Genomic DNA, 21003 nt, shown 5'->3' with positions numbered 1-21003 from the left:
CCGAGCGAGGTGAGCGCGGAAGAGCGGGAGCCGCGCTCTCGGGTGCTCAGGGTCTCCGACGGCGCGGAACGAGTGGCGAACGGCGTCGGAACGCTCACCCCGTGCGGGACAGGCTGATCCCGGCGGCGCGGCGGATGCGGAAGAATGGAACCCATGACCTTGATGTTCGAGCGCTCTCAGCGTGTGGCCGTCCTCGGCGGCGGTCCCGGCGGTTACGAGGCGGCGCTCGCCGCAGCACAGCTCGGTGCGGAAGTGACGCTCGTGGAGCGGGTCGGCGTGGGCGGATCCGCGGTGCTCACCGACGTGGTCCCCTCCAAGAGCCTGATCGCCACCGCTGACGCGGCCGTCGCGATCAGCGAGGCCAGCGACCTCGGGGTGCAGTTCTACGCGAAGGGCGCGGAGGGCAAGCCGCTCAAGCCGCAGGTCGCGATCAACCTCGCCGCCGTGAACAAGCGGCTGATGGCGCTCGCCGGGCAGCAGTCCGAGGACATGCGCACGACGCTGCTCGACGCCGGCGTGACGATCCTGTCGGGCCACGGCCGCCTGGACGGCCCGAACGCGATCGTCGTCTCCACCTCGGTCGACGGCACGGAGTTCGACCGCATCGAGGCCGACACCCTCATCGTCGCCGTGGGCGCTGCGCCGCGCGAGCTCGATTCCGCCAAGCCCGACGGCGAGCGGATCCTCACCTGGACGCAGCTGTACGACATGAAGACGCTGCCCGAGCACCTCATCGTGGTCGGATCGGGCGTCACGGGTGCCGAGTTCGCATCGGCGTACATGAACCTGGGCGCCAAGGTCACCCTGATCTCCAGCCGCGACCAGGTGCTGCCGGGCGAGGACCAGGACGCGGCGCACGTGCTCGAGAAGGTCTTCAAGCGCGGCGGCATGCAGGTGCTGTCCAAGTCCCGTGCCGACAAGGTCGAGCGCACCGCGAACGGTGTCACCGTGACGCTGTCGGACGGTCGCACCGTCGACGGCAGCCACTGCCTGATGGCTGTCGGATCCGTTCCGAACACCGCGGGCATCGGCCTGGAGGACGTGGGGGTCGAGCTCACCGAATCGGGTCATATCCGGGTCAACCGGGTGGCGCGCACCTCGGTCTCCAACATCTACGCCGTGGGCGACTGCACCAACTTCTTCCCGCTCGCCTCGGTCGCCTCGATGCAGGGCCGCACCGCGGTGTTCCACGCACTCGGCGACATCGTGATCCCGCTGGAGAAGCTCAAGATCACCGCGAACATCTTCACCGCGCCGGAGATCGCCACGATCGGCTTCTCCGAGAAGGACATCGAGGACGGCGTGGCCGACGGCATCGCCTACAAGCTGCCGCTCGCCGCGAACCCGCGCGCCAAGATGCAGGGGATCCGCGACGGCTTCGTGAAGATCATCGCGCGCAAGGGATCCGGCACCGTGATCGGCGCCGTGATCGTCGCGCCGCGCGCCTCCGAGCTGATCTACCCGCTCGCGATCGCCGTCGAGCGCCGTCTCAACGTCGACCAGGTTTCCCGCGTGTTCGCGGCGTACCCGTCCATCACGAGCAGCATCACCGACGCCACCCGCGCGATGCACCAGGTCTACATCGCGAAGTGATCCCGACGCGAAGAAGCGGCGCCCCCTTCCGGGGAGCGCCGCTTCTTCGTTCTGCGGATCTGATCAGCTGATCGTGAGGAGCTGGTGTCCGGCCGACACGGTCGCACCGGCGTCGGCGTTGATGTTGCCGATGACGCCGTCCTTGTGCGCCTGCAGCGGCTGCTCCATCTTCATCGCCTCGAGCACGACCACGAGGTCGCCCTTGACGACCTGCTGGCCCTCCTCGACGGCGACCTTGACGACCGTGGCCTGCATGGGCGACTTCACCGCATCACCCGAGGCGCCGGCGTTCACGGTCTTGGCGTGGCTGCGCCGCGACGGCGGCACCGCGGCCGGGCGTCCGCCCGTGCCCACGACGGAGGCGGCGACGCGGTCGGGCAGGCTCACCTCGAGGCGCTTGCCGGCGACCTCGACGACGACCGTGTGGCGGCCCTTCGGCTCGGCGGCGGCCTCGAGCTCGCCATCCCACGCCGGGATGTCGTTGACGAACTCGGTCTCGATCCAGCGCGTGTAGACGCCGAAGCGGCCGTCCTCGGCGGTGAAGGCAGGGTCGTTCACGACCTTGCGGTGGAAGGGCAGCACGGTCGGCAGGCCCGAGACCTCGAACTCGTCGAGCGCACGACGTGAGCGCTCCAGTGCTTCAGCGCGGTCCTTGCCGGTCACGATGATCTTCGCGAGCAGCGAGTCGAACGCGCCGGAGACGACGTCGCCCGCGGTCACGCCGGAGTCGAGGCGGATGCCGGGACCGCCGAACGTCTTGAACACGTGCACGGGCCCCGGCTGCGGCAGGAAGCCCCGGCCGGGGTCCTCGCCGTTGATCCGGAACTCGATCGAGTGGCCCTGAGGGGTCGGGTCGTCGTAGTCGATGGTGCCGCCGGCCGCGATGCGGAACTGCTCACGGACGAGGTCGATCCCGGTGACCTCCTCGGAGACCGGGTGCTCCACCTGCAGGCGGGTGTTCACCTCGAGGAACGAGACCGTGCCGTCGGCGCCGATGAGGAACTCGCACGTGCCGGCGCCGACGTAGCCGACCTCCTTGAGGATCGCCTTGGACGCGGAGTACAGCAGCGCGTTCTGCTCGTCCGTGAGGAAGGGCGCGGGCGCCTCCTCGACGAGCTTCTGGTGCCGGCGCTGCAGGGAGCAGTCGCGGGTCGAGATGACGACGACGTTGCCTTCGGCGTCGGCGAGGCACTGGGTCTCGACGTGCCGGGGCTTGTCGAGGTACTTCTCCACGAAGCACTCGCCGCGCCCGAAGGCGGCGACGGCTTCGCGGGTCGCGGATTCGAACAGTTCCGCGACCTCGTCGAGCTCGCGCGCGACCTTGAGGCCGCGTCCGCCGCCGCCGTACGCCGCCTTGATCGCGATGGGCAGACCCACCTGCTCGGCGAACGCGACGACCTCGGCGGCCGTCTCGACCGGACCGGGGGTGCCGGGGGCGAGGGGGGCGCCGACCTTCTCCGCGACGTGGCGCGCGGTGACCTTGTCGCCCAGCGCCTCGATCGCCTCCGGCGAGGGACCGATCCAGACCATGCCTGCGCCGATCACGGCACGGGCGAACTCGGCGTTCTCGGCGAGGAAGCCGTAGCCGGGGTGCACCGCGTCGGCGCCGGCGCGGCGGGCCACCGAGAGGATCTTGTCGATCTGCAGGTAGGTGTCGGCGCTCGTGGAGCCGTCGAGGGCGTAGGCCTCGTCGGCGAGCCGGGTGTGCATGGCGTCCCGGTCCTGGTCCGCGTAGACGGCGACGGAGGAGAGACCGGAGTCGCGCGCGGCGCGGATGATGCGGACGGCGATCTCGCCGCGGTTGGCGACGAGCACCTTGGCGATGGCAGGCATGATTGCCAGCCTATCGACACGGCCGCCGATATTTTTGACGACTCTCCACAAGAATCGGCGCGGAACGCGTCTCGGATCCTACGAACCGGATCCGTCCGAGACGGAGCCTCGGATCCGCCGCGGACGGAGTCACGCGGAGGCGCGGACGGAGTCACGCGGAGGGCGGCACCGCGTTCCACAGATCGGTCCAGCGGATCCCGAGCCGTCCGATGAGGTGGCGCAGCGTCGACAGCGACATGCCGACGACCGTGGACGGGTCGCCGTCCACCCGCTCGATGAAGGCGCCACCGAGGCTGTCGACCGTGAAGGCGCCCGCGACCAGCAGCGGCTCCCCGGTGGCGACGTACCGCTCGATCTCCGCGTCGTCGACGTCGGCGGCGAACGTGACGGCGGCCTCCGCGACCCCGTAGGCCTCTTCGGCGCGCTCGCCCGGGCGCACCAGGAAGACGCTGTGCCCCGAGTGCAGCACGCCGGTGCGGCCGCGCATCGCGTGCCAGCGCGCGATCGCGCGCTCCGGCGTGTGCGGCTTGCCGTGCACATCGCCGTCGAGCTCGAACATGGAGTCGCCGCCGATCACGATGCCCTCGAAATCGGGATGCTCATCGTGGATGCGTGCGGCCACCTCGGCCGCCTTCGCACGTCCCAGCAGCAGCACGACCTCCTCGGGGGACAGGCGCCGGCCGAGCCGCTCCGCTTCCGCGGCGGCGACCGCATCCTCGTCGACATCGGGGCTCATGCTCAACGGCTCGATGCCGCTCTGCCGGAGAAGAGCGAGCCGAGCGGGCGAGGTGGAGGCGAGGCACACGCGCATGAGACCACGCTAGCGGTGCGCCGGATCGGGATCCGACGGCGGGCCGGTCGCGGAGGTCTGGGATGATCGAGAGGTGACCGACCCTTCGACAGGCTCAGGGACCGCAGCGTCCGAGGGCGCCCTTCTCGATCTCGACGTGACCGCCATCGCCCACGGCGGCGTCTTCATCGCCCGGCATGAGGGGCGCGTGGTGTTCGTCTCGGACGCGATCCCCGGAGAACGGGTGCGCGCGCGTCTGACCGACCCTTCGAGCGGTTCAGGGACCGCCGACTCGCGCTCGTTCTGGCGCGCCGAGACGATCGAGGTGCTCGAGCCGTCCCAGCACCGGCGCCCGCACGTGTGGGCGGAGGCCGACGTGTCGCGCGCCCCCGAGCAGCGCCCGGGCGGCGCCGACCTCGGGCACATCGCGATCGCGCACCAGCGCGTGCTGAAGCGCCAGGTGCTGCAGGAGGCGCTGGATCGGTTCGCCGGTGGAGGGATCGAAGCGCCCGAGGTCGCGGGTACCGGAACCGACGAGAACTGGCGCACGCGGGTCACCCTGCACGTCGATGACCAGGGACGGGTCGGTCCGTTCGCGGCGCGCAGCCACCGGGTGGTGCCGGTCGCCGAGCACGTGCTCGCCCGACCCGCGATCGACGCGGCGGCACGTGAGCTGCGCGGGCTCCCCGAGGGCCGGATCGAGCTCATCGAGCCCGCCGACGGCGAAGTGCGCCGCGTGCTCCGCGCCGAGGTCGAGCGCGTCGCGCACGGCCGGCGGGGCCGGCGCGGGCCGAGGCGCCCGGCGCCGGAGACCATCGTCGAGCGGGTCGGCGAGCGCTCCTTCACGCTCGATGCCGACGGCTTCTGGCAGATCCATCCGGCTGCGGCGGCGCTCCTCGACGGGGCCGTCGCCGAGCTGCTCGCCGGGCACGTCGATCCCGACTCGGCGCACCTCGACCTGTATGGCGGCGTCGGCCTGTTCTCTGCCACCCTGGCGCGACTCGGCGCGCACCGGATCACCACCGTCGAATCCTCTCCTCGCGCGACCCGGCACGCGGCCGCGAACCTGCGCGACCTCGGCGTGCAGGCGGTCACCGCGCGCGTGGATGGATTCCTGCGTGCGGGCGACGCGGGGTCGCAGGGTGTCGCCGGAGGCGCCGTGATCCTGGATCCGCCCCGCTCGGGGGCCGGACGCGCGGTCGTGGAGGATGTCGCCGCGCTGGATCCGGCGGCCATCGCCTACGTCGCCTGCGACCCGGTCGCACTCGCCAGGGACCTCGCCACGTTCCGTGCTCTCGGGTTCGAGCCGCGCGCGCTGCGCGCCTTCGACCTGTTCCCGCATTCGCACCATCTGGAGACGGTGGCGCTTCTCACGCGGTGAGCCGTCTCGGCGCGATGTCGTCGAGCGCACGATGGGGGCGTCGCTCGCCGGACCACGGGCTAAGGTGAGACCGTGAGCAGTGTAGCCCTGATCGACGATCACGAGTCCGTTCGCCTGGGACTCGCCGCCGCGCTCGAGCGGGCGTCCTTCGACGTGGTCTTCGCGGGTGCAGGCGTCGCCGAGTATCTCGACGCGCGAAGCCGTGCGGGCGTCGCGCCCGCCGATGTGGTGGTGCTCGATCTCACCCTGGGCGACGGCACCACCGTGACGGAGAACGTCACCCGCCTCGTCGTCGACGGATCCAGCGTGGTCATCCACAGCGTCGCCGACCGCCCGGTTTCCGTGCGTGAGGCGCTCGCCGCGGGAGCCGCCGGCGTGATCAGCAAGTCCTCCCCGCTGGACGACGTGATCGCCGCCGTCCGGACGGTCGCGCGCGGCGAGGCGCTGAACAATGTGGAGTGGGCGAACGCGGTCGATGGTGACACGGCGTTCGCGGACGCGCAGCTGTCCACGCGCGAGCGCGAGGTGCTCCGTCTGTATGCGACGGGACTGCCCCTGAAGGTCGTCGCCGAGCGCCTCGGCGTGGCCTATTCGACGGCCAAGGAGAACATCACCCGCATCCGCGTGAAGTACGTGGAGGTCGGGCGACCGGCGCCCACCAAGGTCGACCTGCTGCGGCGCGCGATGGAGGACGGCATCGTGGAGGCGGCGCAGGAGGATCCGCAGGGTGTCGCCTGAACCGAGCGGACTCGCTTCCGTGAGCACGGCGTCGATGCCGACGTCGCAGCCGAGGGGCTGAGCGCGTGTCGGCGGATCAGGGCCTCCGGGAGGCATGGGAGAAGATCCCCACGCCCGGCGAGGTCGGGCAGGAGCTGGAGCGCTTCGCCGGACGGCGGATGGAGCGCATCATCGCGATCGTCGTCGGGGTCGGCGCGCTCGCGCTCGGCACCCAGGCGCTCGTGAACGCGCTCCTCAAGCTGCAGGTCGTGGATGTGCCGCACATCGCGATGATGGCCCTGGTGTTCGTGCCCTGGCTCGCGATGCTCGTGTGCTGCACGCTGGGTCGCGGGGTGCGGCTCACGGCCGGGATCTTCTTCGTCGCGTATCTCGTCGACCTTCTGCTGTGGCCGTTCGTGGCGACGCACAAGAACGTCGTTCCGTCGGATCAGCCGTGGATCTTCTTCCTCGTCAACGTCGCCGGTGTGGCGGCGGTCGTGGCCTTCCCCCTCGGCGTGCAGGTGCTGTGGGCACTCGTGGGCCCGTTCATCTACGGCACGGTGCGACTCGTGCAGGGCGGGTTCGGAGCCGACTTCTGGATCGTCACGGCGTTCGACGTGTCGTTCACGCTGATCCTCGGGCTGGTGCTGGTCGCTCTGGGCTGGATGTTCCGCTCGGTCGCGAACGGCGTCGACGACGCGCGAGGGCGTGCGGTCGCGCTCTACACCGAGGCCGCCTCCGCAGAGGCGGTCGAGCACGAACGCGTCGCGGTGGCAGCCCTCATGCACGACAGCGTGCTGGCCGCGCTGATCGCCGCCGAGCGCGCGACGACCGAACGTGAGCGCGCGCTCGCCGTGGACATGGCGCGTGAGGCCCTCACCCGGCTCGCGAACGCGGAGGCACCGGCGCAGGAGGGCAGCGACGAGCCGGTGCAGGTCGAACTCCTCGCAGAGGATCTGCGCCACGCCGTGACGCAGATGGGACTGACGATCGGGGTCGAACAGTTCGGCCATGGCGCCGTGCCCGACCGCGTGGCGCGTGCGATGGCCCTCGCCGCGCGGCAGGCGATCGGCAACGCCGTGTCGCACGCCTCAGCACGAGGTCTCGCCGTGGTCGTCGAGGGACATGGCGACACCGGTCTCACCGTCAAGGTGAGCGACACCGGGAGCGGATTCGATCCGGCGCAGGTCGGTGCGGACCGGCTCGGGATCCGCGCGTCGATCCTCGCGAGGATGGCCGCTGTCGGCGGCGTCGCCACGATCGAATCCGACCGCCACGGCACGATCGTCACACTGGGCTGGTCGCGGACATGAGGCTGACCGTCCGCATCGTCGCGACCGCGCTCGCGCTCGTGTTCGCCTGCTACTTCTCCGCACGGGCGTTGTGGTGGACCGTGATGCCGCCGCGACCGCTGCTGGTGCTGCTCGCCGTGGCGATCTACCTCGCCGCGATCGCCGTCGTCGCGATCGTCGGCGCAGGTCAGGCTGTGCGCATGCCGCGCTGGGCGGCGGCCCTGGCGCTGCTCGCGGCGGCCGCGATCCCGCAGCTGAGCAACTTCGGCCTGGACGCGAGCACGCTGCGCGCCCCGTACGCGACCTGGTACATCGGCGCGGTCGGACTGATCGGCGTGGTCTGCATCGTGCGCCGTCGCCCCCTCGCCGGATGGCTGGTGCTGGTGCTGCTCACCGTGGCCTCGACGGCGTGGATCGGGTTCCTCGACTCCCTCGGCCTGGGCCTGGTCGGATCCACGGTGTGGATGGTGATCGCCCAGCTGCTGATCGCGTTCTGGCGGCGTGCGGTGCGCGACACCGACCGCCTGGCCGGAATACAGCAGGCCGCGTCGGCCTGGCAGGCGACGCAGACCGTCCGTCAGCGCGAGCGTCGCGAGCGCGTCCAGTACGCACTGGCGGTCGCGGGGCCCATCCTCTCCCGCGTGATCGCGACTCGGGGTGATCTTTCGGTCGAGGAGCGGCAGGAGGCGCACCTGTCGGAGGGGCGGCTGAGGGACGAGATCCGCGGCGGTGAGCTGCTCAACGAGCGCGCCCGCGCAGCGATCGAGACGGCGCGCGCACGCGGGGCCGCCGTCACAGTTTTCGACGACGGCGGGCTGGACGGCCTCGACGAACACACCAAGGGCCGGATCCGCGAGGAGCTGGCGGATGTGCTCGCGGACTCCTCCTCGGCGCGGCTCATCATCCGCGCCCCCAGGGATGCGCGTATCGCGGTCACCGTGGTCGGTCGCTCGGCCGCGGGGGAGTCCTCCGACGAGGACTCGGTCGAGCTGTGGCATGAGATCCCGCGTACGCCCGAGAGCTGAAGACGCTCGACGAGTCGACAGAAAAGGAAGGGCGGGGGGCGGCGAAGCCGCCCACCCCCCGCCAGGGGCGGAACAGTTACCCGAAAACCGTTCCGCAAAGACCGGAGATCGTCTGCCTACCCTGTGGCAGAGATCCGGTCGAACGCGAAGCGTTGCAAGAAAGAGTCTTCCGGGTCGCAAGGGGGATGTCTGTAGGTATTTTGGGGGACAAATCCAGACGGAGGTGAATATCCCGTCGCGGAGCCCCGGGAGACGCCGCGAATCGGCGTCGATCCTCAGCCCGAGAAACGCCCCCACGGCACGTCTCGTCGCAGCGGCGCGCGCAGCGCGCGCTGATTGCGTCCCCAGACCGAGACGGGCTTCTGAGCGGCCACGGCGTCCGCCTCCTCGGCCACGAACGCCTCGGACAGCACGGCGATGAGAGCGGCGAGCTCCTCCTCGGTGGCGGAGCCGCGCAGCACCTGGATCTCGACCGCGTCTGCGGCGTCCTCCGCGCTCACAGCGGGATGTTCCCGTGCTTCTTCGGGGGCAGCTCGGCGCGCTTGCCGCGCAGCGCCCGCAGCGCCTTCGCGATCGAGACGCGGGTGTTGGCCGGCTCGATGACACCGTCGATCTCGCCGCGCTCGGCAGCGAGGAACGGGCTGGTGACGTTGTAGGTGTACTCGTTGGCCAGGCGGGTGCGCACGGCAGCGACGTCCTCGCCGGCTTCCTCGGCGCGCTTGATCTCGCCGCGGTAGAGGATGTTCACCGCGCCCTGGCCGCCCATGACGGCGATCTCGGCCGTAGGCCAGGCGAGGTTCACGTCGGCGCCGAGCTGCTTGGAGCCCATGACGATGTAGGCACCGCCGTAGGCCTTGCGCAGGATCACGGTCACGAGCGGCACGGTGGCCTCGGCGTAGGCGTAGATGAGCTTCGCGCCGCGGCGGATCACGCCGGTCCACTCCTGGTCGGTGCCGGGCAGGTAGCCGGGCACATCGACGAGGGTGACGATCGGGATCGAGAACGCGTCGCAGAAGCGCACGAAGCGGCTGGCCTTCTCTCCGGCCTCGATGTTCAGGGTGCCGGCCATCTGCGACGGCTGGTTCGCGATGATGCCGACCGAACGGCCCTCGACGCGGCCGAAGCCGATCACGATGTTCGGGGCGAACAGCGGCTGCACCTCGAGGAACTCGCCGTGGTCGACGACCCGCTCGATGACGGTGTGGATGTCGTACGGCTGGTTGGCCGAGTCCGGGATGATCGTGTTGAGCGTGCGGTCCGCGTCGGTCGTCTCGAACTCGAAGCCGCTCTCATAGGTCGGCAGCTCGGCCATGTTGTTGTCGGGCAGGAAGCCGAGCAGCGTACGCGCGTAGTCGATCGCGTCGTCTTCGTCCTCGGCGAGGTAGTGCGCCACGCCGGAGCGGGTGTTGTGCGTGTAGGCGCCGCCGAGCTCCTCCATTCCGACGTCCTCGCCGGTCACGGTCTTGATGACGTCAGGGCCGGTCACGAACATCTGGCTGGTCTTGTCGACCATGATCACGAAGTCGGTGAGCGCGGGGCCGTACACGGCGCCGCCGGCGGCCGGGCCCATGATGATCGAGATCTGCGGGATCACGCCGGAGGAGCGGGTGTTGGCCCGGAAGATCTCGCCGTACTTGCTGAGCGCGAGGACGCCCTCCTGAATGCGCGCGCCGCCCGAGTCGAGGATGCCGATGATCGGCACGCCGCTGCGCAGGGCGAACTCCATGATCTTGATGATCTTGTCGCCGGAGACCTCGCCCAGCGAGCCGCCGAAGGTGGTGAAGTCCTGGGAGTACACCGCCACGGTGCGACCGTTGATGGTCCCGACGCCGGTGACGACGGAGTCGCCGTAAGGGCGGTTCTTGTCCATGCCGAACGCGGTCGTGCGGTGCCGCACGTACTCGTCGAACTCGACGAAGCTACCCGGATCGACCAGCAGTTCGATGCGCTCGCGGGCGGTCATCTTGCCCTTGGCGTGCTGCTTCTCCTTCGCCTTCGCCTCGGCCGCGACGACGGCCTCGTCGTAGCGGGCGCGGAGGTCGGCGATCTTGCCGGCGGTCGTGTAGAGGTCAGGCGTGTCCGTCACGGGTTCCACACTAGCGCCGGGGCTTCCACGTCCGTTGGATGAGAGGCACAACAGCGCGGCCGGATCCTCTGTGCGGACCCTCTCAGAGCGGCCGGCCGTCGATGTGCATCATCCGGCACGCGGATAGGGTGACCGGATGAGCTTCCCGCACAGCGGCGCGGCCGCCGCCCGCCTCGAGATCGTCGCCTCCACAGGCTCCACGAACGCCGATCTGCGGGCCCAAGCGGACGACGAGGCTGGCTGGCCGCACCTGTCCGTGATCCTCACCGAGAACCAGGTCGCGGGGCGGGGCCGCCTCGATCGCGTGTGGACGACGCCGGCCGGATCCGCACTGGCGCTGTCGGTACTGCTGCGCGTGCCCGCGATCCCGATGGCCGAGCGGGGCTGGATCCCGCTGGCGGCGGGGCTCGCCATGGCCGATGCGATCGCGGCGCAGCTGCCCGACCGCGAGGTGGGGGTGAAGTGGCCGAACGATGTGCTGGTGGAGGAGCGCAAGATCTGCGGCATCCTGACCGAGGCGATCGGACCCGACGCGGTGATCGTCGGATCGGGCGTGAACACCGCGATGACGGTCGAGCAGCTCCCGGTCTCCACGGCGACCTCGTTCGCTGTGGAGGGCGCGCAGGCCGACCTGGATCTGCTCGTCGCCGGCTACCTGGCCCGCCTGGACGGCTGGATCGAGGCGCTCGCCGAGCACGGTTCGGCCGTCGCGAGCGGCCTGCGCGACGCGGTCTCCGCGCGTTGCGTCACACTCGGCCGCACGGTGCGGGTCATGCTGCCGGGCGGGGCGGAGCTGGTCGGCGAGGCCATCGGACTCGGCGAGGACGGCTGCGTGATCGTCGATGCCGAGGGCGTCGAACACCGGATCGCGGCCGGTGACATCGTGCATCTGCGGCTCGCCTGAGCCTCCGGGACCCGTACGGCCGGCGGACTGGGCGACCGGTCAGTCGTGCCGCAGCGCCGAGATGCGGCTGAGGGCGCGCTCCAGCGATCGCGCCGGCACCGCGGTGTCCAGCGGGCGCTCCGGCAGTGCGCGTGCGTGCACATCGAGCCGGATGTCGCGGTCGTAGAGCACATCGATCAGGTGACAGAACCGGAGCAGTGCGTCGCGGTGCATCGTGCGGAGATCCGGGACATCCAGGAGCGTGAGCGCGGTGGTCCGATCCGCGAGCCAGAGATACTGCGGAGTGCCGAGCGGCGCGCCGCAGAGGTCCTCGAAGATCGCGGTGATCCGTTCGGCAGACCGCTCGCGCACGGTGAGCACGATGCCGTTCTCGGTCGTCATCTCGATCGCCGGTGACGGCGCCCGGGTGGGCGAGAGCGCCCAGGATCCGGCCGAGAAGCCGGTCGCGGAGCGGATCTTCGAGCCGACGCCTCGGTAGTCGGTGCCGTCCGCGACCTCGATCACGTCGAGGTGCTGCTCGATGAGTCGGATCGCCGGCACGAAATGCTCGTGCCACAGGCCCGGCATCAGTTCGCCCGGCGGATCGTTCGAGGTCGCGATCAGCAGCACATCCCGGTCGATGAAGTGTCGCAGAGTCGCCGTGAGGTATACGGCGTCTGCCACGTCGTGCACGTGGAACTCGTCGAACAGGATCGCGCGGGATCCGCCGATGAGGCGGTTCAACGCCCGATCGAGAGGCACGCGCCGCGCTCCGAGCGCGCTCTGCAGCTCGAGGAAGAAGTCGTGGAAGTGCACACGGCGCTTGCGCCGAGTGGGCAGCGCCGCGAAGTAGGCCTCGGCGAGCAGCGACTTCCCGCGTCCGACCGGGCCCCAGAGATAGGCGCCGTGGCGATGCGGGGCGGCGAGCGCCGAGGCGGCTTCCTGCTGCGCCGCATCGAGCAGCGTCTCCTCGGGCAGGTGCCCTGTGATCTGCCCAACGCGCGTCGTCAGGGGATGAGCGACGGCCTCGTCCGGCATGGCGAGCGGGACGGCGGTCATCCTCCGAGCGTAGCGAGCGGTGGGCCAGACTACCCTGGAAGCCGACATGGCACATCTCCTCGGGGCCGAAGGCCTCCATCTCGAGTTCCCCACCCGGATCGTCTTCGACTCCGTCACCCTCGGCATCGAAGAAGGGGATCGGATCGGCATCGTCGGCCGCAACGGCGACGGCAAGTCCAGCCTGCTGGCCATGCTCGCGGGACGTCTGGATCCCGACGGCGGCCGGGTGACCGTACGCGGCGGCACCACGATCGGGGTGCTCGATCAGGCCGACGTGCTGGACGACAGCCTGACGGTCGGCGGAGCGATCGTGGGCGACACCCCGGAGCACGAGTGGGCAGGGGATCCGAAGGTCCGCGACGTCATCGACGGCCTCGTGAGCGATCTGGACTGGAACGCCTCCGTCGCCGACCTCTCCGGTGGCCAGCGCCGCCGCGTGTCGCTGGCGAAGCTGCTCGTCGGGGACTGGGACATCGTCGCGCTCGACGAGCCCACCAACCACCTCGACGTGGAGGCGATCGGCTGGCTCGCGGGGCACCTGAAGCGGCGCTGGCCGGCGAACCAGGGCGCGCTCATGGTGGTCACGCACGACCGCTGGTTCCTGGACGAGGTGTGCACCGAGACCTGGGAGGTGCACGACCGGATCGTCGAGCCCTTCGAAGGCGGGTATGCGGCCTACATCCTGCAGCGCGTCGAGCGCGACCGGATGGCGGCGGCGAGCGAGGCGAAGCGGCAGAACCTCGCTCGCAAGGAGCTCGCCTGGCTGCGCCGCGGCGCCCCTGCGCGCACGTCCAAGCCGAAGTTCCGCATCGATGCGGCGAACGAGCTCATCTCCGATGTGCCCGAGATCCGTGACCGGATCGGCCTGCAGTCGCTCGCCGTCTCGCGGCTCGGGAAGGACGTCGTGGACCTCATCGACGCCGGCGTGACGTTCCCGGCCTCCGGTTCCACACCGGAGCGCGAGGTGCTGCGCGACGTCGAGTGGCGGGTCGCGCCGGGGGAGCGCACCGGGATCCTCGGCGTCAACGGCGCGGGGAAGTCGACTCTGCTCGGACTCGTCGCGGGCACCGTGGCGCCCACGAGCGGCCGGGTCAAGCATGGCAAGACCGTGCAGGTGCGCACGCTCACCCAGCGCCTCGACGAGCTGCAGGACGTGTGGGACGAGCCGGTGCGGGTCGTGATCGGCCGACTGCGCACGACCTACACGTTCGGGACCGGATCCAAGGCCGCCGAGCTGACGCCGGGCCAGCTGCTGGAGAGGCTCGGCTTCTCGTCGGCGCAGCTGTCCACGCCCGTGAAGGATCTTTCGGGCGGTCAGCAGCGCCGGCTGCAGCTGCTGCTCGTGCTGCTGGATCAGCCCAACGTGATGATCCTCGATGAGCCCACCAATGACATGGACACCGACATGCTGGCCGCCATCGAGGACCTCCTCGACTCCTGGCCCGGCACGCTGCTCGTCGTGAGCCACGACCGCTACTTCCTGGAGCGCGTGACCGATCAGCAGTACGCGATCCTGGACCGGCGCCTGCGCCACCTGCCGGGCGGGGTGGACGAGTACCTGCGGCTGCGGGCGCTCGAGCAGAGCCATCCGAAGGCGCCGGGGACAGGATCCGAGCCCGCGTCGGTCGCAGAGCCGGCGCTGAGCGGTGCCGATCGCCGTGCTGCGGAGAAGGAGGTGACGGCGCTCGAACGACGTATGCAGAAGCTCGCCGCGCAGATCGACAAGGCCAAGCATGCCCTCGCCGACCACGACCAGTCCGACTACGCCGGCCTCGGCGAGAAGATGAAGGAGATCTCCGCTCAGGAGGCTGAGGTCGAAGAGCTGGAGTTGCGCTGGTTCGAGCTCACCGAGCAGCTGGACTGATCGGATCCGCTCCGGGACTGTCCTGCGCGCGTGCACCGGGAATACCGTGGAGGCATGCGGCGCTGTGCTCTGAACGGATGGCGCCCGCGGTCCACGGCCTGGTGAAGGAGACGGCGCATGGAAGGTCTCGAAGTCACGGTCCTGCTGGGGCTCACGATCCTGAGCGGCGCCCTGCTCGCGCCGCGTCTGCGACTCGCGCTGCCGCTCGTTCTCGTCATCCTCGGCCTCGCGCTGGGCTTCATCCCGGCGCTGCGTGAGATCCAGCTGCCGCCGGAGACCGTGCTGCTGCTGTTCCTGCCGGTGATGCTGTTCTGGGAGAGCCTGACCACGTCGCTCCGGGCGATCCGTCGCGACTTCCGCTACATCCTTCCGATGAGCACGCTGCTCGTGGTGGCCTCCGCCTTCGCCGTCGCGGGGATCGGACTGCTGTTCGGGTTGCCCTGGGAGACCGCACTGATCCTGGGCGCGGCGGTCGCGCCGCCCGACGCCACGGCGGTCGCGGCACTCGGCCGGCTGCTGCCGCGGCGCATGTTCATGAAGCTCAAGGCCGAGAGCCTCACCAACGACGGCACGGCCCTCGTGCTCTACGCGATCGGGATCTCGCTCGCGGTCGGCGGGCACATCGACCCGCTCAGCGTGACGTGGTCGGTCGTCGTCTCCTACGCCGGCGGCATCGCGGCCGGCATGGCGGTCGCCGCACTCGGATACTTCCTGCTGCGCGCGATCGCATCCACGATCGTGATCAACACCACGCTGCTGCTGATCCCGTTCGTCGCGTTCCTCATGGCGGAGCTGATCGGCGCCTCCGGGGTGCTCGCCGTGGTGGTCGCAGGGGTGATCATCGCCTACGTGTCGCCGACCGTGACCACGGCGCAGTCGCGGCGGCAGGCGGAGTCCGCCTGGCCGTTCGGCGTGTTCCTGCTCAACGGCGCGCTGTTCGTGCTGATCGGTCTCGAGGTGCAGTACGTCGTGCACCAGATCTCGGCGGGCGCGATCGGGCGCCTGGTGCTCGTCACGCTCGTGGTCTGGGTCGCGCTGCTGGTGGTGCGCTATCTGTTCCAGCTGCTCAGTGTGCCGTTCTATCAGCGCACCGGTCCCCGTCCGCCTCGTGGCGTCAGGGCGCGCTCGCGCGTGCTGAGCACGTTCGCAGGCATGCGTGGGGCGGTCTCGCTCGCGATCGCGCTCTCGGTGCCCGCGGGCGCCGTGGCCGGCGGAGAGCTGGACGGCCGCGACGAGATCGTGTTCGTGACAGCCGGCGTCATCCTGCTGAGTCTTCTCGTGCAGGGCACGCTGCTGCCGGCGATCGTGCGCTGGGCGCGGATTCCGGCCGATCAGGGCGAGGTCGAGGAGTACGAGCTCGCCGAACGCACGATCTCGGGCGCGGCGCTCTCGGCTCTGGACGACCTCGCCGTGCGGCACGAGGTCAGCGACGAGGTGCGCGATCGGATCCGGTTCGAGGGCTACCAGATGCTCGAGTACACGAACGCGCGCACGCTCGCGCGGGAGCAGGCGCTCGTGGACGCCGAGGTCAAGGCGCTCGACGAGATGCTCGGGCAGCCCGACCCGCTCGCCGCGGGGACCGAGCCGGAAGCCGAGGCCGGCGGGAGCGAGGTCACCTCGTCCGACGGCATCGGATCCGATGGCATCGGCGGCGAGCCGGTCGACGCCGGCGATCCGGGTGCCACGAGCGGATCCGCCCCGCGCCGCACGCTCATCGAGGGCGCGACGCTGCAGATGATCGCGACGTCCGAGGACGTCGACCTCATGCAGCGCTCGCCGCTGGTGCGCCACGAGGAGTTCACACGCCTCAAGCTGGCGCTGCTGGACCGCAAGCGCGAGGTGCTGCTGGGGCTGCGTCGTTCGGGGACGGTCGACGATCTCGTGGTGCGACGGATCTCCGCGCGCCTCGACCTCGAGCAGCTGCGCCTGCAGGGGCTCGAGGACTTCGACTGACCCGATCTGGGCGTCGTTCGGGCGCCGCGTGTCCTTGTGTTTCGCGTACATCCGGAACCGGTGGCGGGCTCTCCTAGGTTGGAATGAGTATTCGCCGCGCGGATCCGCCCCACCGACATGAAGGACTCGAACAGATGACCTTGCGCACCCGCGTTCTCGCAACACTCTCCGCAGCCGCCGTGGCGCTCGCCCTCACCGCCTGCAGCGGCGGAGCGGGTGCGAGCGACTCAGCCAAGAACGATAACCCGTACGGACTCGCTCAGCCGGGCGTGCTGCGCACCGGAACCCTGACCGACGCGCCGCCGAACGTCTACCTCAAGGATGGAAAGTTCACCGGGTTCGACAACGATCTGCTCACCGCGGTCGCGAAGAAGCTCGACCTCAAGGTCGAGTTCGTCGGCACCGAGTTCAGCGCGCTGCTCGCCCAGGTCAAGACGAAGAAGTTCGACGTCGGATCCTCGTCGATCACGATCACCGATGCCCGCAAGAAGACGGTCGACTTCACCAACAAGTACGACTTCGGCTACCTCGGTCTGGAGGTTCCCGCCGGATCGTCCATCACCTCGTTCGACCAGCTCAAGGGCAAGCGCGTCGCCGTGGTGCAGGGCACCGTGCAGGACGACTACGCGACGCACGAGGGCCTCGATCCGGTGCGCGTGCCCGACTACAACGGCGCGCTCAACCAGCTGAAGACCGGCACCGCCGAGGCATGGATCTCGCCCGCGGAGATCGGGGAGAAGACCGCTTCCGAGTCGGGCGGCAAGGTCGTCTCAGTCGCCAAGAAGCTCAGCGAGAACGGCATGGCTTATGCGGTCGCGCCGGGCAATGACAAGCTCCGCGAGGCGCTGAACAAGGGCCTCGACGAGGTCATCGCCGACGGCACCTGGAAGAAGCTCGTGGACCAGTACTACCCGGGTCGCGAGATCCCCGACGGCTTCGTCCCCGGCAGCGGCAAGGGCTGAAACACGGGGCGAACTGATTCTGGACACGGAAGCGGGGTCGGCGTGGATGCGCTGAACACGATCTGGTCGACGTTCTTCGACTTCGACGCCATGCTCAAAGCACTGCCTGAGCTGCTCACGGTCGGATTGCCGAACACGCTGATCCTGGCGGTGTCCTCGGGCGTGCTCGGCACGGTCCTCGGCATGCTGCTGGCGGTGGCGGGCCTGTCCCGCCACCGCTGGCTGCGCTGGCCCGCGCGCGTCTATACCGACGTGTTGCGCGGACTGCCCGCCGTGGTCACCATCCTGCTGATCGGCGTCGGATTCGCGCCCCTCGGCATCCAGATCTGGGGGCCCAACCCCTACCCGCTGGGAATCGTCGCTCTCGGTCTCATCGCGAGCGCCTACATCGGCGAGATCTTCCGCTCGGGGATCCAGAGCGTCGACAAGGGGCAGACCGAGGCGGCGCGTGCGATCGGGTTCTCCGGCGGCGCAGCGATGCGCCTGGTCATCATCCCGCAGGGCGTGCGCCGAGTGCTGCCGGCGCTCGTGAACCAGTTCATCGCGCTCATCAAGGACTCCTCGCTCATCTACTTCCTCGGCCTCATGGCGAATCAGCGGGAGCTGTTCCGGATCGGGCAGGACGCCGCCGCCAACACCGGCAACCAGTCCGCACTCGTGCTTGCGGGCCTGTTCTACCTCGTCATCACCATCCCGCTGACCCACGTGGTGAACGCGATCGACAAGCGCCTGCGCGAGGGGCGCCGGGTGGACGCCGTCGACCCCGACGCGGACGACTTCGACGCCGAGATCGCGCTCGCCGCCGGCACCCCGATCGCCACGGCCACGGACACCGAAGGGGAGGCACGATGAGCTCCGAGACCGCTCCCGTGCACAACAACGGCGTGAGCGTCGCAACACGTGACGTCCGCCTCGCCTTCGGCAGCAACCAGGTGCTTCGCGGCGTCGACCTCGATGTGCCGGCCGGAACGGTAGCCTGCGTCATCGGGCCTTCCGGATCCGGCAAGTCGACGCTGCTGCGCGCGGTGAACCGGCTGGTCGAGCCCGACTCCGGTGATGTGCTGCTCGACGGACGCTCGGTGCTCAGCGACAATCCCGACCGGCTGCGTCAACGGGTCGGAATGGTCTTCCAGCACTTCAACTTGTTCCCGCACAAGACGGTGCGCGAGAACATCACGCTAGGCCTGATCAAGCTCAAGGGCCTTTCGAAGGACGAAGCGGCCCAGAGAGCCCTGCAGGAACTCGACCGGGTCGGCCTCGCGCACAAGGCCGATGTGCGTCCCTCGCACCTGAGCGGCGGGCAGCAGCAGCGGGTCGCGATCGCCCGCGCTCTCGCGATGGATCCCGAGGTCATGCTGTTCGACGAGTCCACCTCGGCGCTCGACCCTGAGCTCGTCAAGGGCGTGCTCGCGACCATGGCCGAGCTCGCGGCCGAGGGCATGACGATGCTCGTCGTCACACACGAGATGGGCTTCGCCCGCTCGGTGTCGCAGCAGGTGCTGTTCATGGACCGCGGCAGTGTCGTCGAGGCTGGTGCGCCGGATCGGATCTTCGACGCTCCGGAGAGCGGCAGATTGCAGCGGTTCCTGTCGCAGGTGCTGTGACAGCGGACAAGCACTTGTGAGGGGATCGCGATCGTTGCGGGGTGGCGATCGCTATTCTTCCGCTACCGCCGGCGCCTCCTGCAGAGTCCGTCGGGTGCGGAACTCGCGCGCGTCTCCGGTCAGCGGATCCGTGAAGCGCAGCTCCCGCGCGAGCAGCTGCAGCGGTCGGTCGAAGTCGTCGGGCTGTTCGGGCAGGAGTTCGGGGTAGAACGTGTCGTGGAGGATTCCGGCGCCGAGTTCGGCGAGGTGCACGCGCAGCTGGTGCATGCGTCCGGAGTGCGGGCGCAGCACGGTGTGCAGCACGCGGTCGTCGAAGCCGAGCAGTTCGACGAGCGTCTCCGCGTTCGGTTCGCGATCCGGATCCACCTGCACGCAGACGTGTCCGCGCAGCTTCTCGATGTGATTGCGATGCACGAGCGGGAATGCGGATCCACCGAGAGCCGGAGCCTGCGGATCCCACCCTTCGGGCAGCAGGGAGACGGCCTCGTAGACCTTCTCGACGCGGCGGTTCTCGAACAGTAGCTGGTATGCGCCGCGGGTGACCGGCCGCGCAGAGAACATCAGCACGCCCGCCGTCGCCCGGTCGAGACGGTGGATCGGCGTGAGCTCGGGGATGCCGAGTGCATTGCGCAGGCGCACCAGGGCGGAGTTCTGCAGATACTTCCCGCCCGGAGTGGTCGGCAGGAAATGCGGCTTGTCCACGACGACCAGATCCTCGTCCTGATGCAGGATCTCGACATCGAACGGGATGTGCTTCTCGATCGCCGGTTCCCGGTAGTACCAGACGAAGTCGTGCACGCCGAGCGCGGTGTCGCGGGTGAGTGGCGAGCCGTCGATGGCGACGATCTCGCCGCGGTCGAAGCGGCTGAGCAGACGCTCCGGGTCGAGGTGGAAGAAGCGCTCAGCCATGAAGGCGCCGACGGTGGGCCACGGCCCTTCCGACGGCACGCGAAGCCGGGTCGCGCCCACGCCGTCGCGGACGGGGAGAGGAGATGCCATGCCCATTCCGTCCAGCCTAGATGGGTAGTGAGTCCGTCCGGCGCCTCGCGCGGGCGGGCGTCACCGACGAGTGCGGTCGTCGGATGGCAGGCGGTAATCGCCGTGATTCTCTCGGGACTTCTCTGGATCCCGCCTCTTCCCATATTCGAACATAAGTGCTAGACTTTGGGAATGGGAGACCCCACCGCTGCACTGTTCGAGGAGCTGGCTGTTGCCGATGCTCCTGCGGTGGTCGTGGTGGATGAGACGTTCGTCGCGGCGCGGATCCTGGATGGTCTGCAAGAGGATGACGTCGCGATCAACCAGCGGGCCGCGCGGCGTGCGGAGCGGGTCGTGGAGGTTGTGGACCTTGCTCGCCGGCACCCTGAGATCTATACGGTCGGCGACGGCGCTCAGGATGCGGATCATGCCCGCCGGTCGGTGTTCTTCGATGTGGCGGTGCGGTTGCAGATCTCGGAGAACGAGGCCCGCTCACTGGAATGCACCGCGTCGACCGCGGCCGAGCATCTGCCGTTGTTGTGGGAGCACGCCCGGGACGGGTTCGTGTCGTTGCGGTTCGTGGAGGCCGCCGTCTCGGCGGTGTTGCGGTTGCAGGCTCCGATCGGGGCCGACCCGACTGTCCGGCAGTACGCGGCGGATGCGATCGCGTTGATCGATGAGACCGCGGCGAGGTGGGCGTTGCACCTGCCCATCAGCACCTTCCGGCGCCGGGTGACGGTCCTCGTCGACCGGCTCGACCCCACCCCGGCGGAGCGCAAACACGCCCGCGGGATGGTGGATCGGCGGGTGGTCGTGGAAGACGCCGGCGACGGCATGTCCTGGCTGACGGCGCTGATCCCGACGGTGAAGACCACGGCGATCAAACGACGCCTCACCTCGACCGCGAAACACCTCCAGAAGGACCGCCGGGAGGGCCGCACGAGGGATCAGGTTCGTGCGGACTTGCTGTGCGATTGGCTGCT

18 protein-coding genes are annotated in these 21003 nt (G+C 69.7%); 12 read left to right on the top strand and 6 right to left on the bottom strand.

Annotated elements, in window-relative coordinates; all coding sequences use genetic code 11:
- Positions 1 to 153 precede the first annotated feature (153 nt).
- Entirely contained in the window at positions 154 to 1593 is a 1440-nt protein-coding gene (locus AB4078_RS11295) for an NAD(P)H-quinone dehydrogenase (protein WP_441977218.1), read from the top strand.
- Positions 1594 to 1656: 63 nt separating this feature from the next.
- Here AB4078_RS11295 and AB4078_RS11290 read toward each other — a convergent pair whose 3' ends face one another.
- Positions 1657 to 3426, bottom strand: a complete 1770-nt coding sequence (locus AB4078_RS11290; RefSeq protein WP_440733317.1) for an acetyl/propionyl/methylcrotonyl-CoA carboxylase subunit alpha — start codon at positions 3424 to 3426, stop codon at positions 1657 to 1659.
- A gap of 151 nt (positions 3427 to 3577) precedes the next feature.
- Positions 3578 to 4237: a Maf family protein gene (locus AB4078_RS11285; RefSeq protein WP_441977217.1), complete on the bottom strand. Its 660-nt coding sequence runs from the start codon at positions 4235 to 4237 to the stop codon at positions 3578 to 3580.
- Positions 4238 to 4310: 73 nt separating this feature from the next.
- Between AB4078_RS11285 and AB4078_RS11280 the strand changes: the two genes are divergently transcribed.
- From AB4078_RS11280 to AB4078_RS11265, 4 genes are all read left to right on the top strand, one after another.
- Positions 4311 to 5597, top strand: a complete 1287-nt coding sequence (locus AB4078_RS11280) for a class I SAM-dependent RNA methyltransferase (protein WP_441977216.1) — start codon at positions 4311 to 4313, stop codon at positions 5595 to 5597.
- A gap of 72 nt (positions 5598 to 5669) precedes the next feature.
- A complete protein-coding gene (locus AB4078_RS11275) occupies positions 5670 to 6335 on the top strand; it encodes a response regulator (protein ID WP_440733314.1) in 666 nt (221 codons plus the stop codon).
- A 65-nt stretch (positions 6336 to 6400) separates the two neighbouring features.
- Complete coding sequence (locus tag AB4078_RS11270) at positions 6401 to 7627, top strand: sensor histidine kinase (protein WP_440733313.1); 1227 nt, start codon at positions 6401 to 6403, stop codon at positions 7625 to 7627.
- The gene (locus AB4078_RS11265) at positions 7624 to 8631 is read left to right on the top strand and encodes a hypothetical protein (RefSeq protein WP_441977215.1); all 1008 of its coding nucleotides are present in this window, start codon (positions 7624 to 7626) and stop codon (positions 8629 to 8631) included. Before AB4078_RS11270 ends, AB4078_RS11265 begins: the two co-directional genes overlap by 4 nt.
- 275 nt (positions 8632 to 8906) lie before the next feature.
- Here AB4078_RS11265 and AB4078_RS11260 read toward each other — a convergent pair whose 3' ends face one another.
- Positions 8907 to 9131: an acyl-CoA carboxylase subunit epsilon gene (locus AB4078_RS11260; RefSeq protein WP_233310488.1), complete on the bottom strand. Its 225-nt coding sequence runs from the start codon at positions 9129 to 9131 to the stop codon at positions 8907 to 8909.
- Positions 9128 to 10726, bottom strand: a complete 1599-nt coding sequence (locus AB4078_RS11255; protein ID WP_440733310.1) for an acyl-CoA carboxylase subunit beta — start codon at positions 10724 to 10726, stop codon at positions 9128 to 9130. The genes AB4078_RS11260 and AB4078_RS11255 overlap by 4 nt, the downstream gene beginning before the upstream one ends.
- A 127-nt stretch (positions 10727 to 10853) precedes the next feature.
- Here AB4078_RS11255 and AB4078_RS11250 point away from each other — a divergent pair, with 127 nt between their 5' ends.
- The gene (locus tag AB4078_RS11250; RefSeq protein ID WP_441977214.1) at positions 10854 to 11621 is read left to right on the top strand and encodes a biotin--[acetyl-CoA-carboxylase] ligase; all 768 of its coding nucleotides are present in this window, start codon (positions 10854 to 10856) and stop codon (positions 11619 to 11621) included.
- A gap of 39 nt (positions 11622 to 11660) precedes the next feature.
- Here AB4078_RS11250 and zapE read toward each other — a convergent pair whose 3' ends face one another.
- On the bottom strand, positions 11661 to 12659 hold the full coding sequence (zapE, locus tag AB4078_RS11245) for a cell division protein ZapE (protein WP_441977213.1): 999 nt from the start codon (positions 12657 to 12659) through the stop codon (positions 11661 to 11663).
- Positions 12660 to 12705: 46 nt separating this feature from the next.
- Here zapE and AB4078_RS11240 point away from each other — a divergent pair, with 46 nt between their 5' ends.
- The 5 genes from AB4078_RS11240 to AB4078_RS11220 all read left to right on the top strand — a co-directional run bounded on the left by AB4078_RS11240 (position 12706) and on the right by AB4078_RS11220 (position 19042).
- Positions 12706 to 14523 carry an ABC-F family ATP-binding cassette domain-containing protein gene (locus AB4078_RS11240; protein WP_441977212.1) on the top strand — a complete coding sequence of 606 codons (1818 nt, stop codon included), beginning with the start codon at positions 12706 to 12708 and terminating at the stop codon, positions 14521 to 14523.
- A 117-nt stretch (positions 14524 to 14640) separates the two neighbouring features.
- The gene (locus AB4078_RS11235) at positions 14641 to 16476 is read left to right on the top strand and encodes a Na+/H+ antiporter (protein WP_441977211.1); all 1836 of its coding nucleotides are present in this window, start codon (positions 14641 to 14643) and stop codon (positions 16474 to 16476) included.
- Positions 16477 to 16610: 134 nt separating this feature from the next.
- Entirely contained in the window at positions 16611 to 17438 is an 828-nt protein-coding gene (locus AB4078_RS11230) for an ABC transporter substrate-binding protein (RefSeq protein ID WP_441977210.1), read from the top strand.
- Between the two features lie 42 nt (positions 17439 to 17480).
- Positions 17481 to 18290 (top strand): amino acid ABC transporter permease, encoded by an 810-nt coding sequence (locus AB4078_RS11225; protein WP_441977209.1) that lies wholly within the window; start codon positions 17481 to 17483, stop codon positions 18288 to 18290.
- A complete protein-coding gene (locus tag AB4078_RS11220; RefSeq protein WP_441977208.1) occupies positions 18287 to 19042 on the top strand; it encodes an amino acid ABC transporter ATP-binding protein in 756 nt (251 codons plus the stop codon). Before AB4078_RS11225 ends, AB4078_RS11220 begins: the two co-directional genes overlap by 4 nt.
- Before the next feature lie 51 nt (positions 19043 to 19093).
- Here AB4078_RS11220 and AB4078_RS11215 read toward each other — a convergent pair whose 3' ends face one another.
- Positions 19094 to 20041, bottom strand: coding sequence for a pseudouridine synthase (locus AB4078_RS11215; protein WP_441977207.1), 948 nt, complete (start codon positions 20039 to 20041; stop codon positions 19094 to 19096).
- 171 nt (positions 20042 to 20212) lie between these two features.
- Between AB4078_RS11215 and AB4078_RS11210 the strand changes: the two genes are divergently transcribed.
- Positions 20213 to 21003 (top strand): DUF222 domain-containing protein (locus AB4078_RS11210; protein WP_441977206.1); only part of this gene is annotated, 791 nt, incomplete at its 3' end.

It is taken from the genome of Microbacterium sp. 2MCAF23, from assembly GCF_052115565.1.
Lineage (GTDB): Bacteria > Actinomycetota > Actinomycetes > Actinomycetales > Microbacteriaceae > Microbacterium.
The sequence above is the reverse complement of the archived record's forward strand: the minus strand, read 5'-3'. Positions and strand labels throughout refer to the sequence as shown.